The sequence below is a fragment of the Bradyrhizobium sp. YR681 genome (genome assembly GCF_000282615.1).
In the GTDB taxonomy this organism is placed as follows: Bacteria; Pseudomonadota; Alphaproteobacteria; order Rhizobiales; family Xanthobacteraceae; genus Bradyrhizobium.
The window spans coordinates 1-15,496 of record NZ_AKIY01000204.1 but is presented as its reverse complement, the minus strand read 5'-3'; the positions used below and the strand labels follow the sequence as shown (position 1 = coordinate 15,496).

At 64.4% G+C, this 15,496-nt stretch carries 15 protein-coding genes; 5 read left to right on the top strand and 10 right to left on the bottom strand.

What is annotated here, in order from left to right; genetic code table 11:
- Positions 1-9 precede the first annotated feature (9 nt).
- Positions 10-1,707: a GMC family oxidoreductase gene (locus tag PMI42_RS19405; RefSeq protein WP_008137199.1), complete on the bottom strand. Its 1,698-nt coding sequence runs from the start codon at positions 1,705-1,707 to the stop codon at positions 10-12.
- 115 nt (positions 1,708-1,822) lie between these two features.
- Positions 1,823-2,704 carry an SDR family oxidoreductase gene (locus tag PMI42_RS19400; RefSeq protein ID WP_008137197.1) on the bottom strand — a complete coding sequence of 294 codons (882 nt, stop codon included), beginning with the start codon at positions 2,702-2,704 and terminating at the stop codon, positions 1,823-1,825.
- Between the two features lie 103 nt (positions 2,705-2,807).
- Here PMI42_RS19400 and PMI42_RS19395 point away from each other — a divergent pair, with 103 nt between their 5' ends.
- On the top strand, positions 2,808-3,698 hold the full coding sequence (locus tag PMI42_RS19395) for a LysR family transcriptional regulator (RefSeq protein WP_008137195.1): 891 nt from the start codon (positions 2,808-2,810) through the stop codon (positions 3,696-3,698).
- Positions 3,699-3,736: 38 nt separating this feature from the next.
- Here PMI42_RS19395 and PMI42_RS19390 read toward each other — a convergent pair whose 3' ends face one another.
- The 5 genes from PMI42_RS19390 to PMI42_RS19370 all read right to left on the bottom strand — a co-directional run bounded on the left by PMI42_RS19390 (position 3,737) and on the right by PMI42_RS19370 (position 8,052).
- The gene (locus PMI42_RS19390) at positions 3,737-3,997 is read right to left on the bottom strand and encodes a hypothetical protein (protein WP_008137193.1); all 261 of its coding nucleotides are present in this window, start codon (positions 3,995-3,997) and stop codon (positions 3,737-3,739) included.
- Between the two features lie 102 nt (positions 3,998-4,099).
- Positions 4,100-4,378: a 30S ribosomal protein S21 gene (rpsU, locus tag PMI42_RS19385; RefSeq protein ID WP_008137190.1), complete on the bottom strand. Its 279-nt coding sequence runs from the start codon at positions 4,376-4,378 to the stop codon at positions 4,100-4,102.
- A 331-nt stretch (positions 4,379-4,709) separates the two neighbouring features.
- Positions 4,710-5,921 (bottom strand): SAM-dependent methyltransferase, encoded by a 1,212-nt coding sequence (locus tag PMI42_RS19380; RefSeq protein WP_008137188.1) that lies wholly within the window; start codon positions 5,919-5,921, stop codon positions 4,710-4,712.
- Entirely contained in the window at positions 5,918-6,706 is a 789-nt protein-coding gene (locus PMI42_RS19375; RefSeq protein WP_008137186.1) for a DUF1365 domain-containing protein, read from the bottom strand. The genes PMI42_RS19380 and PMI42_RS19375 overlap by 4 nt, the downstream gene beginning before the upstream one ends.
- Positions 6,703-8,052, bottom strand: a complete 1,350-nt coding sequence (locus PMI42_RS19370; protein WP_008137184.1) for an NAD(P)/FAD-dependent oxidoreductase — start codon at positions 8,050-8,052, stop codon at positions 6,703-6,705. Before PMI42_RS19370 ends, PMI42_RS19375 begins: the two co-directional genes overlap by 4 nt.
- A gap of 225 nt (positions 8,053-8,277) precedes the next feature.
- Between PMI42_RS19370 and PMI42_RS19365 the strand changes: the two genes are divergently transcribed.
- Genes PMI42_RS19365 through PMI42_RS19350 form a run of 4 tightly spaced genes read left to right on the top strand, consistent with a single transcriptional unit; the run spans position 8,278 to position 11,344 of the window.
- Positions 8,278-8,847 (top strand): sigma-70 family RNA polymerase sigma factor, encoded by a 570-nt coding sequence (locus PMI42_RS19365; protein ID WP_050994391.1) that lies wholly within the window; start codon positions 8,278-8,280, stop codon positions 8,845-8,847.
- The gene (locus tag PMI42_RS19360; RefSeq protein ID WP_008137180.1) at positions 8,844-9,476 is read left to right on the top strand and encodes a ChrR family anti-sigma-E factor; all 633 of its coding nucleotides are present in this window, start codon (positions 8,844-8,846) and stop codon (positions 9,474-9,476) included. Before PMI42_RS19365 ends, PMI42_RS19360 begins: the two co-directional genes overlap by 4 nt.
- Positions 9,477-9,480: 4 nt before the next feature.
- Positions 9,481-10,308 (top strand): DUF1295 domain-containing protein, encoded by an 828-nt coding sequence (locus tag PMI42_RS19355; RefSeq protein ID WP_008137178.1) that lies wholly within the window; start codon positions 9,481-9,483, stop codon positions 10,306-10,308.
- A gap of 1 nt (position 10,309) precedes the next feature.
- Positions 10,310-11,344, top strand: coding sequence for an SAM-dependent methyltransferase (locus tag PMI42_RS19350; RefSeq protein ID WP_008137176.1), 1,035 nt, complete (start codon positions 10,310-10,312; stop codon positions 11,342-11,344).
- Between the two features lie 4 nt (positions 11,345-11,348).
- Here the strand turns inward: PMI42_RS19350 and PMI42_RS19345 are convergent, their stop codons facing one another.
- The 3 genes from PMI42_RS19345 to PMI42_RS39710 all read right to left on the bottom strand — a co-directional run bounded on the left by PMI42_RS19345 (position 11,349) and on the right by PMI42_RS39710 (position 15,329).
- Positions 11,349-11,753, bottom strand: coding sequence for a DUF2177 family protein (locus tag PMI42_RS19345; protein ID WP_008137174.1), 405 nt, complete (start codon positions 11,751-11,753; stop codon positions 11,349-11,351).
- 103 nt (positions 11,754-11,856) lie between these two features.
- Complete coding sequence (locus tag PMI42_RS19340; RefSeq protein ID WP_008137172.1) at positions 11,857-14,520, bottom strand: bifunctional diguanylate cyclase/phosphodiesterase; 2,664 nt, start codon at positions 14,518-14,520, stop codon at positions 11,857-11,859.
- Positions 14,521-14,636: 116 nt separating this feature from the next.
- Positions 14,637-15,329, bottom strand: a complete 693-nt coding sequence (locus PMI42_RS39710; RefSeq protein WP_008137170.1) for a hypothetical protein — start codon at positions 15,327-15,329, stop codon at positions 14,637-14,639.
- Positions 15,330-15,496: the final 167 nt, after the last annotated feature.

The window sequence follows — 15,496 nt, the reverse complement described above, 5'->3', positions numbered from 1 at the left end:
CGCCGCGGCTTACTGCAGCATCGCCGCTGCGATCTTCTCCGCCGACATCAGCACCGGAAAGTTCGTGTTGGCGCACGGCACCACCGGGAAGATCGAGGCGTCGACGACGCGCAGGCCCTGGATGCCCTTGACCCGGCCCTGGTTGTCCACCACCGCCATCGGATCGCTGGCCAAGCCCATGCGGCATGAGCAGGAGGCGTGCCAGACGCCGATGGTCGCCTTGCGCACGAAGGCTTCCAGCGCCTCGTCGTCATTCATCACCTGCTCGAAGGTGAAACCTTCGACCACGAAATTGTCGATCATGTAGTGGCGCAGCGCTGCCGGTCCGTCCATCATCGCCGCGGCGATCTTGGTCAGAATCCTGTTCCTGGTATTGACGACGCCGATCTTGCGGACCTTGTCGGTATAGGCCGCCGGGAACGGCTTGTCCGTCACCGCCTTGACGATGTCGCTCATCTGAATGGCCGCCATCTTGCGGAAGCCGCTCATCAGGCGATCGAGATCGCGCCGGTCGGACAACAGATTGAACTCGACGATCGGCTCGGCCGCGGGATCGCGCGAGGCGAGCTTGACCTGACCGGTCTCGGAATAGGTCTTGTTGACGAAGGTCAGCAGCGAGCCGATCTGCTCGCCGACCGCATGCCAGGCCGACTTGCTGAGCAGCACGACGAACATGTCGCCCTTCGGCACGCCTGCAAGGCCCGATGAATAGCGCAGGCCCAGCTGCATGTGGCGCCGTGTGTGCTCGTTCATGCGCGCGCCGCGGCGGACAAAGGACGACAGCGAGATCGACGGATGATCCATCAGGCGCTGGCCGACGCCCGGCAAGCCCATCAGCACGGGAATCCCTAAGTCCTTGAGGTGACCGACCGGGCCGATGCCGGCTCGCAAGAGATGCGCCGGCGAATGGATCGCACCGCTGGAGAGAATGATCTCGCGTCCGCGGAATTCCTGCTCGCGTCCGTCGACCACGGCCTTCACGCCGACGCATTGCGTGCCTTCGAACAGCAGCTCGCGCACCTGCGTGTTGGTGGAGATCGCAAGGTTCTCGCGCTTGCGCGTGTCGCGGTCGAGATAGCCCATCGCGGCCGAGACGCGCTGCTCGGCCTGGTTGGAATGCGTCACCGGGAAAAATCCGTCGACGAACTCGCCGTTCTGGTCCGGCAGGAATTGATGGCCGGCCTGCTGGAAGGCATCGGCAAACGCCTGGGAATGCCGCGTCCAGTGCTCCCGCGGAATTCTGCGTACTGGAATTCGGCCGTCCTTGCCGTGATAGGGTCCGTCGAAATCGAGGTCGCGCTCGACCTTCTTGAAGAAGGGCAGCACGTCGTTCCAGGTCCACCCCTCGGCGCCGCGCGCGTCCCATTCGTCGTAATCGGTCGGTGCGCCGCGGTTGGCCATCTGGCCATTGATCGAGGAGCCGCCGCCGAGCACGCGCGCCTGCTCGTATTTGCGCAAAGGAGGCCGCGCTTCGGTCGGATTGTTGTGGCTGACGACCTGTGTCGTGACCTTCAATTCCGTCCAGTGAAAACGCGGATCGAAATAGGCCGTGCCCGGATAGCTGTCGCGGATTTCAGCCGGCTCGTTGCCGGGCGGTGTGTCCTGCCCGGCTTCGCAGAGCAGGACCTTGTTGGCACTCTTTGCGGAGAGCCGGTGGGCCAGCACGGACCCCGCCGAGCCGCCGCCCACGATAATGTAGTCATACACGATTGGCGTTTCCTCTTGTTCTTGCCGCAAGAGGGTAGCGTGGATTTATCGTGAGGTCACGTCGAAGCCCCGGACACCGCGTCGTGGCGACATCCGGGGTTCGTTGCTGTTGCCGTCAGGCCGGCTTTGTCGAAGCCGTTGCGATCTGCGTCGCAAAGTCGCGGTAGGCGTGCAGCGGACGTCCCAGCATTTTGGTCAGACGCGCGACGTCGCCGTCTTCGGGGATCATGCCGTCGCTGACAAAGCGCTCGGCCATCAGGCGCATCTCGTAGGCCATCCATTTCGGCATGAAGGTCGCCAGATTCTGCTCGAAACCGGTTGGATCATCGCCGCCATAGGCGACCGGACGTCCCAGCACGTCCGACCAGATCGCGGCCACGTCCGGACCGGTCAGCGTATCGGGGCCGACCAGATTGATGGTCTCGATCGGCAGCTTGCCAGCTGCCTGCTCACGGCGGATCAACTCGATCGCTGCGACCTCACCGATGTCGCGTGCGTCGACCATGGCGACGCCCTTGCTGCCGATCGGCATCGGGTAGACGCCGTGGTTGACAATGACGTCCCTGACCGTGAGATCATTGTCGATGAAGTAGGACGGACGCAGGATCGTGGCGCCAAAACCCATCTGCTCGAGCATCCGCTCGGCGCCGAACTTCACCGCGAAGTGCGGCACGTTGACGAAGCGATCGGCGTGGATCACCGAGAGATAGACGATGCGATCGACGCCCGCCTCGCGGGCGATGTTCAGTGTGATGAGCGCCTGGGTGAATTCGTCGCCGGTCACCGCATTGAGCAGGAACAGCGTCTTGATGCCGCTGAACGCGGCGCGTAGCGAATCGAGATCGAGCAGATCGCCTTTCACGACCTCCACGCCAGCAGGGAATTCGGCCTTCCCGGGTTCGCGGGACAGCACGCGCACCTCGGCGCCGCGCTTGACGAGTTGCTGGACGACGTGGCGGCCGACACGGCCGGTGGCACCGGTCACGAGGATAGTCATGGGGTCACTCCTGTTTGGGGGTAAGAGACACCCCGCAAATTAGTGATCCACAATCGAGCCGATAGACGCTAAATATAGACCTAGTGTCTCATTGGTGGAACGAATGGACCTTCTTGCCCTCGCCGATTTCAACCTGGTCGCCCGACACGGAGGATTTGGCCGGGCCGCCCGGGCCACCGGCCGCCCCAAAGCGACGCTGTCCCGCCGGGTCTCCGACCTCGAAAGCAGCCTCGATCTGCGCCTGTTCGAGCGCGGAACGCGCGCCCTGAAACTCACCGAGGAGGGGCGCGCACTCTACGAGCGGACCGGGATGTTGCTTGCCGAGCTCGACGAGACCGCAGCCGCAATCGCCTCCGGCGGAGACAGGCCGCGCGGCAGGTTGCGGATCAGCGCGCCGCTGCTGTTCTCGCAGACCGCGATGGGAAAACTGGCCGCCATATTCGCGCTGAAGCATCCGGAGGTACGGCTCGAGGTCACGACCGAGGATCGCGCCGTGGACATGATCGAGGAAGGCTATGACCTGGTAATCCGCGTCAATCCGGATCCGGACGAAAGCCTTGTCGGACGAATCTTTCTGCGCGATCGGCTGGTGATCGTGGCGAGCCCCAACTTGCGTCGTCCCTCGGGCGATCGCGCGGTGCCGGTCGTGGCGCGCGGCGTGAGCGACCTCGCCCCCTTCTGGGATGTGATGACGCCGGGCGGAAGCGCGACCATCGCGGTTGATCCGGTGCTTCGCCTGTCCTCGCTCACGATGGTTCGCGATGCGGTCCGGGCGGGCGTCGGCGCCGCGCGGCTTCCCGTGTCGCTTGCGAGTTACGATTTGGCGGCCGGCAAGCTTGTCCATTGGGGTGATGTCGATGGACCCGAGATCACGCTCTGGGCACTCTATCCATCACGCCGGCTGCTGAGCGCGCGCGTATCCGCATTCCTCGACTGTCTCAAGGACGCGTTCCCTTCGGGCGCGCCGGAGGAGCTCGCAGCCTTCCTCGACTGAGCAAAAGAGCATCGTTTACGCGGCGGGCAGGCCGCTTGCTATTGCAGGACCTTGGGCATCACGACGACGACGTCCACCGGCTTGTTCAACACCCGCGATGCGACCGCGGCGATGTGAGACGAGTAGCTATCCTCGATGTCGGATGCGGCCTCCTCGTGTCGGGCGAAGGCGTAGAGCATCGTGCCCTCGATTTCGTCGAAGCGGATGCCTGCGAAGACCCGATCGAATGTTTCGGCGCCAACGATGCCGGCCATGAGCGCCTGGATGGCCTGGTCCTGGATCAGTGTGAGCTTCATCATGCCGATCAGATATGGAGCGTCTGACCGGATGCAAGATGCGCAGGAACGATGTCGGCTTGCTCGCGCCGCCGGCCTGATTCCCCGGCCGGTTTTGCCGGTGCTTCAGCCCCCGGGTCTGGCGGCGACTTGCGGCAGCGCGGGCTTGCGCTCGGGAAGCTTCTTTTTCGGGGGAGCCGGCAGCAAGCCTTCCCTGATCGCCTGCTTCCGGGCGAGCTTGCGGGCGCGGCGGATCGCCTCCGACTTTTCGCGCGTCTTTTTCTCTGAAGGCTTCTCGTAGGCACGGCGCTGCTTCATTTCGCGAAAGACGCCTTCGCGCTGCATCTTCTTCTTCAGGACGCGAAGCGCCTGGTCGACATTGTTGTCACGGACAAGTACCTGCAATTGGAACTCCTCGTCGGGCTGCGAAAGGCGACAGCCCTGCACGCAGCCTATTGCGCAGGAGCTTCATTGCGATCGTGAGGATGACAGTGACGGCGATCTTCTGCGCCGGCCTCGAACACGCGGGCCGCTCGTCGCCGCGATACAGTTCGGGGGCGACGTGAACACTCCCGGGACGCCGTGTCAATCGATAAGGCGTCAATCCGTGTCCGCCAGCCGATCCGAGCCGGCGCCGCCTTGTCTCGACAGGCAGGTTTTGTCGTCCGGACCCGGGCGCTGGATGCGCCTGTCTGCGGTCTTCGTGCCGGGCCGGCGGGTCTGCGGAGAAAGGTGGTCAGTGCGTCAATTTGAACAGGCTGACGTCGATGGCGCCGTGCAGAAATCCCACTTCGCAATACGCCAGGTAGTATTCCCACATGCGGCGAAACCTGGTGTCGAACCCCAGGGATTCGATATCCTGCCATCTTGCCAGGAAGCGATGCCGCCATTCCCGCAGCGTACGAGCGTAGCTCGGGCCGAAGGACTCGCGGCCGGTCACCTTGAGCGCCGCCTTGGCAGCGCAATCCTCGATGATCTCGGTCGTTGGCAGCATTCCCCCCGGGAAAATGTGGCGTTGAATGAAATCCGGGCGCTTTCGATAAGCATCGAAGCGGGACGACGCGATCGTGATGATCTGCAGGACGGCAGCGCCGTCCTGGACAAGGCTGGACCGCAGCTTTTCGAAATAGACTGGCCAGTACCGCTCACCGACGGCCTCGAACATTTCGATCGACACGATTCGGTCGAAGCGTCCGGCGATGTCGCGATAGTCCTGGAAGAGAATCGCCGCGTGGCCGGCGGCGATCTCCGCCGACAAACGGTCACGCGCATAGTCCAGTTGCGATTCGGACAGGGTCACGCCGGTGACCGTCGATCCGAAGCGGCGAACGAGATGTTCGGCCATCGCCCCCCACCCGCATCCGATCTCCAGAACCCGTTCGCCTCCCTTGAGGTCGAGGCACTGCGAGATCCGCTCGAGCTTGTATTGCTGCGCGGCTTCGAGCGAGAGGTCCGACGGGTAGATCGCCGAGGAATAGTTCATTCCCTGGTCGAGCCAGTGGCGATAGAACGCGTTGCCGAGATCGTAATGGGCCGCGATGTTTCTCCTGCTGCCCGTCCTGGTGTTGTCGTTGGCGCGATGTCGCAAGCAACCGAAAATGCGAGCGAGGCGAGATTCGGCGGCCGGGGCAAATGCCGCCTCGTTTCGCATCAGGAAGTCCAGGACCCCGACCAGATCGCCGGTGGACCAATCGCCGGCGATGTAGCCGCTGGAAAAGCCGGCCTCGCCGGACAGGAGCGTGCGCCAAAGGGCCCGCCAGCGATGCACGGTCAGGGTGACATTGCTGCCGCTGTCACGTTTGCCCAGGTCGAGATAGCTGCCGTTGGGTAGCGTGATGCGCAAATGCCCCGACACGGCGCGGGGAAGCAACCGTTCGATCAACCGGGTCGTGAAACGCGAGGACGGGGTCGCGACGCCCGAAGCCAGCAGGGAGGAGTCCGAGCTCACGACTTCACCCCTCGATCGCCGGCAGCCTTGATCGCGCCTTGCTGAGCCGGGCTGCGGGCATGGAGGCGAAATCCCTTCAGCACCATCCGCAGCGCGTGCCAGTGGATTCCAGCGATGACTTTCAACGTCAGCAGCGGGTGGCTGGCGAAAGCGCTCATCAGGGCACCATCGGTCATCTCGCGACGTGCGCCCGAAAGCGATGCCGCGATGACGGTCTTTCCCTGCTCCTTGCCTTGGATGGTCACCTTGACCCGCGAGGCGGGCGGCAGGATGCGGAATGCATAGGTCATGTCCATGCCCAGGAAGGGGGAGACGTAGAATGCCTTGGGGCAATTCTGCTCGACGGTCGCGGTCGCGTGGGAGCGAACCGGCATCACGTAGCTGTGCCGCTCGCCGAAGGTATTGTGGACTTCATAGATGACCGCCTCGAGCGAGCCGTCGATCCGGAAGCAGAAATAGGTGCTCAGCGGGTTGAAGCCGTAGCCCAGGATGCGCGGCATGCAGAGCAGCTTGATGGTGAGGGCATCGGTCCGGCATCCGGCCCGCCGCAGCAGAGCCTCGGCCTGCTTACGCAGCGGCACGTCGCTGCCGTCGCCATGGTCGGAATCGACGAAGCTGGTGAGATTGAAGCGGTTGTGAGAGAAGAAACCGAGCTGGGCCGAGAGCGCCTCGATCTCATCGAGGTCGAGCAGCATCCAGAACACGCGGTAGCGGAGGCGGTGTCGTCGCGGCAGGACGCGGCGGTGGAGAACCTGGCCGATATACAGACACGAAGACTGCGTCATGCGGCAAGCATTCCGGGCTGGTCGCGCGCCGGCTCGTCCAGATAGATCCGGCCGGACTCGTTCTCGACGTGCCAGGGCCGGCGAACGCCTCCGAGCGCTTCGGCCACGGCAAGGCCGGATTGTAGACCATCCTCGTGGAAGCCGGCACCAAAATACGAGCCGCAGAACCAGGTGCGGGCCCGTCCCTGCAAGGACCACAACCGCCGCTGCGCCGCCATCGCCGCGGCGTCGAAGATCGGATGCTCGTAATGGTCCTCGTGCAGAACCTGCTTCGGCTGGACCTGCGGGTTGAGCGTCACGAACAGCTGCTGCTCTGTCTGCAGCCGCTGAAGGGCGTTCATCCAATACGTCACGGACGGCGCTCGGCTGATGTCGTCACAGCTGCGCCCGATATAATTCCAGCTCGCCCACACCGCCTTGCGTCGCGGCATCTGCGCAGGATCGCTGTGAAGAACGGCTTGATTGCCGCTATAGCGAAAGGCACCGAGCAGGCTCCGTTCCTGCTCGCTCGGCTCTTCCAGCAGCGCCAGCGCCTGGTCGGCATGCGCCGCGATCACCACGTCGTCGAAACGGTCCCAGTGTCCGCCGCTGTCCCTGATCTCGACGCCATCAGGCGATCGCCGGATCGCGACCGCAGCATTCGCCAGGCGAACGGCGTCCTTGAAGCGCCGGGTCAATGCATCGACGTAGCTTCGGCTGCCTCCGGTCACGGTCCGCCATGGCGGCCGGTTGCGCAGGCGCAGCAAGCCATGGTTGTCGTGGAAGCGGATGAACGACGCTGCTGGATATTGCAGCATCAGGTTCGGCGAGGCCGACCAGATCGCAGCCGCCATCGGCAGCAGATGATCGTTGCGGAAGACGTCGCCATAGGAGCCGGCGTCGAGATATTGCTCCAGCGAGGAGAGCTCGTCGAGGGACGGCAGGTCGCGCGGCGCTTCGCGATAGAAGCGCCAGAGATCGCCGAGCATCGACCAGAACCGTGGACGAAAGACGTTGCTGCGCTGGGCAAACAGTCCGTTCAGGCCGGTGCCGGAATATTCCAGCGTGCCGTCCGCCAGCGAGACTGCGAATGACATCTCCGACGGTTGCGTCGGTACGCCGAGATGAGCAAAGAGCGCGGTCAGATTGGGATAGGTCTTCTCGTTGTAGACGATGAAGCCGGTATCGACCAGGACCGTGCCGTCGAGAGTCTTGACGGTGACGGTATTGGAATGACCGCCCGTCCGCGCCTGCCGTTCATACACCGCGACGTCGTGCCGTTGGCTTAGCAGCCAGGCCGCCGACATTCCGGATATGCCGGTGCCGATAACCGCAATTTGCTTCCGGGGCGCCCCTTCGCCGTGCATCCGCCTGCCGTCCCTCTTGCTGTCGCCCGTCCCCGAAAGGGCTGGTCGGCTACAGATACGGATCAGGATCCGCCTTGGATCACCGCCGCGGTGATCCAAGGCCGATGGAGAAGCGTATCGGGGTGTATGCAAGCAACCGGTACAGCAGCTAGGCTAGGGTACGGCGCGCGTTGGCCGGCACCACAGGAGAGACGGCGGCGATGGCGCAGCCGGCCGCAAACCAGCATGCGTAACGGGGATGAGCCTATCACGCCGCAACGAGCTGCGAACCTCGTGAGGGCGATCGCGATCCGTCAGGATCGCGAGGCCTTCAAGGAACTGTTCGCTTTTTACGCGCCGCGAATCCAGGCCATGTTGATGAAGAGTGGGGCGGCGGGTGAAATCGCCGAGGATCTGGCGCAGGAAACCCTGATCGCGGTTTGGCGCAAGGCCGGCAGCTACGATCCGGATCGGGCGACGGTGTCCGCCTGGATCTTCACGATTGCGCGGAACCTCCGGATCGATCGGTTTCGGAAGGATCGGCGCTCGCAGCTTCATCAGGTGTACGAGCTGCTGCAGCCGGCCGAGTCCGAGTCGCCGGACGGTGCCCATGAAGCCGTCGAGCGCGAAAGCCGCGTGCGCGCGGCCCTGGACGGCTTGCCGGCCGAGCAGATCCGCGTGGTGGAACTATCGTTCTTCGAGGACATCGCTCACGGGGAGATCGCCAGGCGGCTCGGCATTCCGCTTGGAACGGTGAAATCCCGATTGAGGTTGGCCATGGCGCGCCTGCGCGAATTCCTGGGTGACGGCACATGACGATCACGCATCACCCGGGTGACGAGATACTGGCCGCTTTCGCGTCGGGAACTCTCGATGAGGCGCGCAGCGTCGTGGTTGCAGCCCATGTCTCGCTGTGCGCGCATTGCCGCGCAACCGTGGCGACGTTTGAGCAATTCGCCGGCGCGCTGGTCGAGCGGGCGTCGCCGGCAGCCTTGCGCCCCGGTGCGCTTGATGCGGCCCTGTCCCGGATCGATGCCGACGCGCCGGCGGCGCCGGTCGCGTGGGAAGCCGAGCCGGATTGTCCGCTGGTGCTTGCGCCCTATCCCGTCGGGAAATGGCGATGGATCGGTCCCGGTCTCTACTGGAGAGGCGCCGATGTTCCCTCCGGCGACGGCACGCGTGTCTTCATGTTGAAGGCCGCTGCCGGATCGTCGATGCCGCATCATGGTCACTCCGGCATCGAATGGACCTGCGTGCTGCAAGGTGCGTTCCGCCACGATCTCGGCCGCTATGGTCCGGGCGATTTCGACGAAGCTGACGACAGTGTCGACCACACGCCGTTTGTCGAAGAGGGGGATCCCTGCATCTGTCTCGTGGCCATGCAGGGCAATTTGCAGTTGCGCGGCCTGGTCGGCAGGCTGCTGCAACCCTTTGTCCGGTTGTGACGCGATGACCCTCTGGACATTCGTCCTCGGCCTTGTCTGCATTTCCGCGGCCCTCTGCGCCGTCATGGCGGCCGCCTGGCTGGCCTGGCGCTCCTCGAAGAATTCCGGGTGGGTGGATACGATCTGGACATTCGGGCTTGGCTTGGTCGGTTTCTGCAGTGCTGTCGTCGTAAAGCCGCTGAATCTCCAGGGCGGCGTCGTCGCGGCGATGGCCGCCATCTGGTCGCTCCGCCTGGGGCTGCACATCGCGTACCGGACCCGCGGCATCAGCGATGATCCGCGCTATGCCAGGCTCATCCGGAACTGGGGCGCGGATGCCTCACGTCAGATGTTCTGGCTGTTGCAGAAGCAGGCGGTCGTCAGCATTCCGCTCGGCCTTTCGATGTGGCTCGCGGCGAACGGACCGGGCTCGGCGCCGCAAAGGGCGATCGCGATCCTCGTTTTCGCCGTGGCCGTCGTCGGGGAGGCGGTCGCCGACGAGCAGTTGCGGCGCTTTCGCCGCGATCCCGCCAACAAAAGCAGGATCTGCGACGTCGGAATGTGGCGATTGTCGCGGCACCCGAATTACTTCTTCGAGTGGCTGGGCTGGCTGTCCTATCCCGTGCTGGCCATCGACCTCTCCGGACACGACCTCTTCGGCTTTCTGGCCCTCGCGGCTCCGCTCTGCATGTACTGGCTGCTGGTCTACGTCTCCGGCATCCCGCCGCTCGAGGAGCATATGCTGGCAAGTCGCGGCAACGCATTCAGAAACTACCAGATGAGCACGAACGTATTTTTCCCTGGGCCGTCGAAGGCGGTCCCGGTGCCGCCGAAAGCATCGACAGGAGGCTGAGTTGACGCTCGCGCAAACCGCGATCTGGCTTGGTGAATCGCTGCCGTGGCCCGACAGCGTCAGTGCAGCGGTCATTGAAAGTCTCGTCGGGCAAACACGGCGCAAGCTGTCAATCCAATTGGATGCGTCCGATGCCAGCTTCTCGCGCGAGACCGCGTCACTTCCGATCGCGGTGAACACCGCCGAGGCCAACGCGCAGCATTACGAAATCCCGGCGCGGTTCTTCGAGCTGGTCCTTGGCCCGCAGCGGAAATATTCGTGCTGCCTCTACGAAGACGCCGGAACCTCGCTGGCCGAGGCGGAGCAGCGCGCGTTGCAGGTCTCTGCCGAGCATGCGCGCCTGGCAGACGGTCAGCATGTTCTGGAATTGGGCTGCGGCTGGGGCTCGCTGTCCCTGTGGATGGCGAAGAATTACCCGCGTTCACATATCACGGCGGTGTCCAATTCGGCGTCGCAGCGAGAATTCATCATCCGCCAGGCGGACGCCGCGAAAATCCGGAACCTCTCGGTCATCACGGCCGACATGAACGCGTTCATGCCGCAGCAGCGCTTCGATCGCATCGTGTCCGTGGAGATGTTCGAGCACATGGTCAATTGGCGACCGCTGTTGACGCGCATGCAGGCCGCGCTGCGCCCCGACGGCTTCATGTTCATGCACATCTTCACGCACAGATCCGGCTCGTATCGCTTCTCGATCGAAGACCGCACGGACTGGATCGCACGGCATTTCTTCACGGGCGGCATCATGCCGAGCCGTCGGCTGATCCGGCAGTTCGACGATATCTTTGCCGTGGAGGCCGAGTGGCAGTGGAACGGTCGGAATTACCAGCGGACGGCGCGGGACTGGCTGGCCAATTTCGACCGGAATCGTGCCGAAATCTTCGCGCTGCTGCGCCAGGTCTACGGGCGGGACGCCCGTCTCTGGCAGCGGCGCTGGCGGCTGTTCTTTCTTGCAACGATGGGACTGTTCGGCCACGCGCGCGGTGAAGAATGGGGCGTCAGCCACTACCTGCTGTCGCCGGTTCGCCGAACCTGATCCGTCAGGCGGTCGCGGTCGCGCGAACGACCAGAAAGCCGACGAAGGCCGCAAGGCCCGAAGCCAACGCACCATAGGCCATGTCGAGCATCGTCAGCTGCAACGTCCAATTGCGCAGGGTCGCGAAATTGGTCAGGTCATAGGTCGCGTAGGCGAGGGCGCCGAACAGCGCTCCCGATCCGAAAGCCGTGAGGGCGGAGCCGGACTTCAATCCGGGAAAGACGGCGAAAGCCAGCAGGCCCACGGGATAGATCAGGTAGAACGCCAGCGCCGGTCCGATGCGGACATCGGCAAGCAGGATATCCCCGAGCGTCGGCCGGTAGAGCGCCGGCCCCATCAACCGCAGCCAGACGAAGTCAATCGCGCCAAAGGGTATTAAGACGGCGATATAGCCGATCGCATAGGCCATTGAGCTCTCCAGGCTTCACAACAGATCATACGCCCGGTAGATGCGATTGGATCAGCGGGAACATGAAGTTCCGGTGGTCGCTGACGCGCGAACGCGGCGCGCGTTACGCCGCGGCCGCCTGCGCCGACAGCAATTGCTTCAGCTTCGCGGCCGGCACGGCCGGGCTGAACAGCCAGCCCTGCATCTGGCTGCATCCGAGTTTTCGCAGCACGTCGCGCTGCGCCTCGGTCTCGACGCCTTCGGCGGTCGTTGCCATGTCGCGCGCCGCGGCCATGTGCACCACGGCCTGCACGATCGGGGAGGAATCCTCGGACTGCCCGATGTCGTTGATGAAGCTGCGGTCGATCTTGATCTTGTCGAAGGGGAAGCGGTGCAGATAGCTCAGCGACGAATAGCCGGTGCCGAAATCGTCGAGCGCAATGCGCACGCCGAGCTCGCGCAGTTGCTGGAGCACCGTCAGCGCCTCCTCGTCGTCGCGGATCAGCACGGTCTCGGTGATCTCGAGCTCAAGCCGTCCGGGCGCAAGGCCTGACTCGGCCAGCGCCGCTGCGACCTTCAGCGCCAGCGTCCTGGCGCGGAATTGCACCGGCGAGACGTTGACGGCGATGTGGATGTCGCCAGGCCAGCTGGCGGCCTCAGTGCAGGCCTGCTTCAGCACCCATTCGCCGATCTCGGCGATCAGGCCGGTCTCTTCGGCGACCGGGATGAACTCCACGGGCGAGATCATGCCGCGCTCGGGATGGCGCCAGCGCAGCAGCGCCTCGCAGCCGGTGACCACATTGGCCGCGAGATCGACCAGCGGCTGATAGTGGACCTCGAACTCGCCGCGGGCCAGCGCCTGGCGCAGGTCGAGCTCGAGCTGCCGGCGCAGCCGCACCTTGGCATCGTATTCGGGCATGAACAGGCGGAAGGTGCGGCGGCCCTCGGACTTGGCCGCATACATCGCAAGATCGGCGCGCTTGAGCAGATCGTCGGGATTGTCGCCGTGATCGGGCGCGATTGCGATGCCGATGCTGGCGTCGGTCGGGATTTCCTGGCCCTTGCAGTTCACGGGCGTGCGCAGCGCCTTCAGGATGTCTTCCGCCAGCGCCGTCAGCTCGGCCGGGTCGCAGGTGCCGGCCTTGACGATGGCGAATTCGTCGCCGCCGAGCCGCGCGACCAGGTCGTTGCCGCTGACGCAGGCGCGCAGGCGGCTGGCGACCTGGCGCAGCAATTCGTCGCCGACCTCGTGGCCGAGCGAATCGTTGACGCCCTTGAACTCGTCGACGTCGATATAGAGAATCGCGAACGGCTTGCCCTGGGCGAGCTCCGCGACGCGGCGTTCCAGATGGCCGCGCATCAGCACCCGGTTGGGCAGGTCGGTCAGCGCATCGTAATGCGCCATATGGGCGATGCGCTCGTCGGCGCGGATGCGCTCGGTGACGTCCTCATGGGTGGCGAGCCAGCCGCCGGCCGCACCCGGCTGGTTCTTGATCTCGATCAGGCGGCCGTCGGAGGTCTCCACGATCGCGCTATGCGTCTGCCCGACGCTGCCCAAAATGCCGTCGCAATAGGCGTCGACATCGCCCTCGAACGAGCCGGTGTCGTGGCGGTGCTGGATCACGTCGCGGAAATAGGCGCCGGGCTTCACCACATTGGTCGACAGGCCGTACATCTCGATGTAGCGCCGATTGCAGACGATCAGCCGCTCGTCCTGGTCGAACATCAACAGGCCCTGCGTCATCGTGTCCATCGCGGTGTCGAGGCGCTGCTTCTCGACCGAGAGCCGGCCCGTCATCTGGCGGAAGATCAGGAACAGCGTCAGCACCAGCAGGCCGATCGAGAGCACGGCGACGGTGACGAAGAATTTCGTCTGCGTGCGCCAGGTCGCCAGCGTCGCGTCCAGCGATCTGGTCGCGACCACGACCAGCGGTTCGCCGGTGAGGAGGCGCGAGGCGACGATGCGGTCCTTGCCGTCCATCGGGCTGGTGAGCTTGGTCGTGACGAAGGTGCGTTCGAACACGGCTCTCTGCTCGGGCGAGCCGGTGCGGTAGTTCTGCCCGATCATCTCGTCGACATGCGGGATGCGCGCGAGCAGCTGGCCGTTCTGGTGATGCATGGCGATCGAGGAATCCTCGCCGAGTCCCGTGGAGGCAAAGAAGGATTCGATCTGGTCGGGCGCGATCGCGCGCGACACCATGCCGAGGAACTCGCCGTGAGGGCCGGAGACGCGCCGTGCGAACACGATCGCAGGTCCGTTGCCGAACCGGCCGGGCACGACCTCGATCTCTTCCTGCGCGATCGGGTCGTTCTTGAGCCGGTTGAAATAACCGCGGTCGGCGACCGAGATGTCGGCGACCGGCCAGCGCCGCGACGAGTTGATCAGCACGCCGTTGGAATCGAAGACGTTGGCGCCGGCGACGTCGGACCAGCCACTGGCCTTCGCGCGCAGCACCTCGTGCATGGCGAGGGTGCCCATCTGGCTGCGGAACAGGTCGGCGGATTCGAGGCCCCGGCTTTCGATTTCCGCGATGACGCTCTTCTGGAACACCGCGAAATCCGCAAACTCGCGGTCGTAATGCCGGGCGAGCAGCCGGACCGCGCTCTCCAGGCTGTCGCGGCCGCTTTCAATCGCATTCTGCCTGAAACGGTCGACGGTGAGCGCGGTGCCGATGGCGGTTGCGGCCATCAGCACGAAGCCGCCGACGATCAGCCATGTCAGCGGCGCGCCGCGCCAACGGCGAAGCAGCGCGCGCAGTCGCACGGTCCATCGGATTGATGCGCCCATCCAGCCCTCCCGTGGGATGCAAGATGCAGCAAAACCAACAAGACCGCGTTACCAGCAAGGGTTACGAAAATATGAATCGGAGCGGAATCAGAGGGTTGGTTTCCGCGCGCCGGCACTCACCGCCTGATCTCCCAGTTCAGCGCCTTCGCATTGCCTTTGGCGAACATCGCGGGAACGTCGAACTTGCCGGTCTTGAGATCATAGCGACATTTCCAGTCTGCCAATCCCTTCACGGCGACGTTCTTCGGATGCTTGTCCATTTCGCCCGAGAGCGAGATCAGGAGGTAACGGTTGTTGGGCCAGTCGACGCCGAGCCAGCGATAGGCATCTTCGGTGCCCTTCATCAGATTGGCCGAGATGTGGTAGTCGAGCTTCATCCTCTTCGTGTCCGGCCGGCTGTGGAAATAGTCCCAGGCGAGATCGCTGAGCGATGTCTTCGTCGCATTCACGAAGGCGCCGTTCTCGACATGGTACAGAAACAGGTCCTGCTCGCCCGAGCCGGTCTTCTGCATCCGCACCAGCCATTGCGAGTCGCCGGTGAAGCGGAAGCCGGCGCCATAGCCCTGCTCGGGCTTCAGCTCCGTCATCTGGTCGCCGCGCCGCGCCCAGACCTGCCATTTGACGTCGAAATCCCCACTGTCCTTCATGTACTGCTCGAGCCTGGTGGCGCCGTCGGGCGAGGTGAAGGCGAGGTCGGCATCGTCGGTGAGGACGAATCCCGGCGGCGGGCCGGAGGCGGCGAGCGCGGGGGAGGCGACAAGCAGGGCGGCGAGCGCCAGCCATGACGCGGTGCGGAAAAGTGCGCTCACGGGAAAATCCTCAAAAAAATGGGCCGCGATGCGGCTTCGATCATTTGACGCCGAGGGGGCCGTGCCGGTTCATCAGGCGGCCGGCCGCCCGCGGGCATCGCGATCGTCCGATCGGCCGTCTTGCTGCCGTAGCCAAATCGGCGCAGGCTGCCGCCATTGGCTGGTTT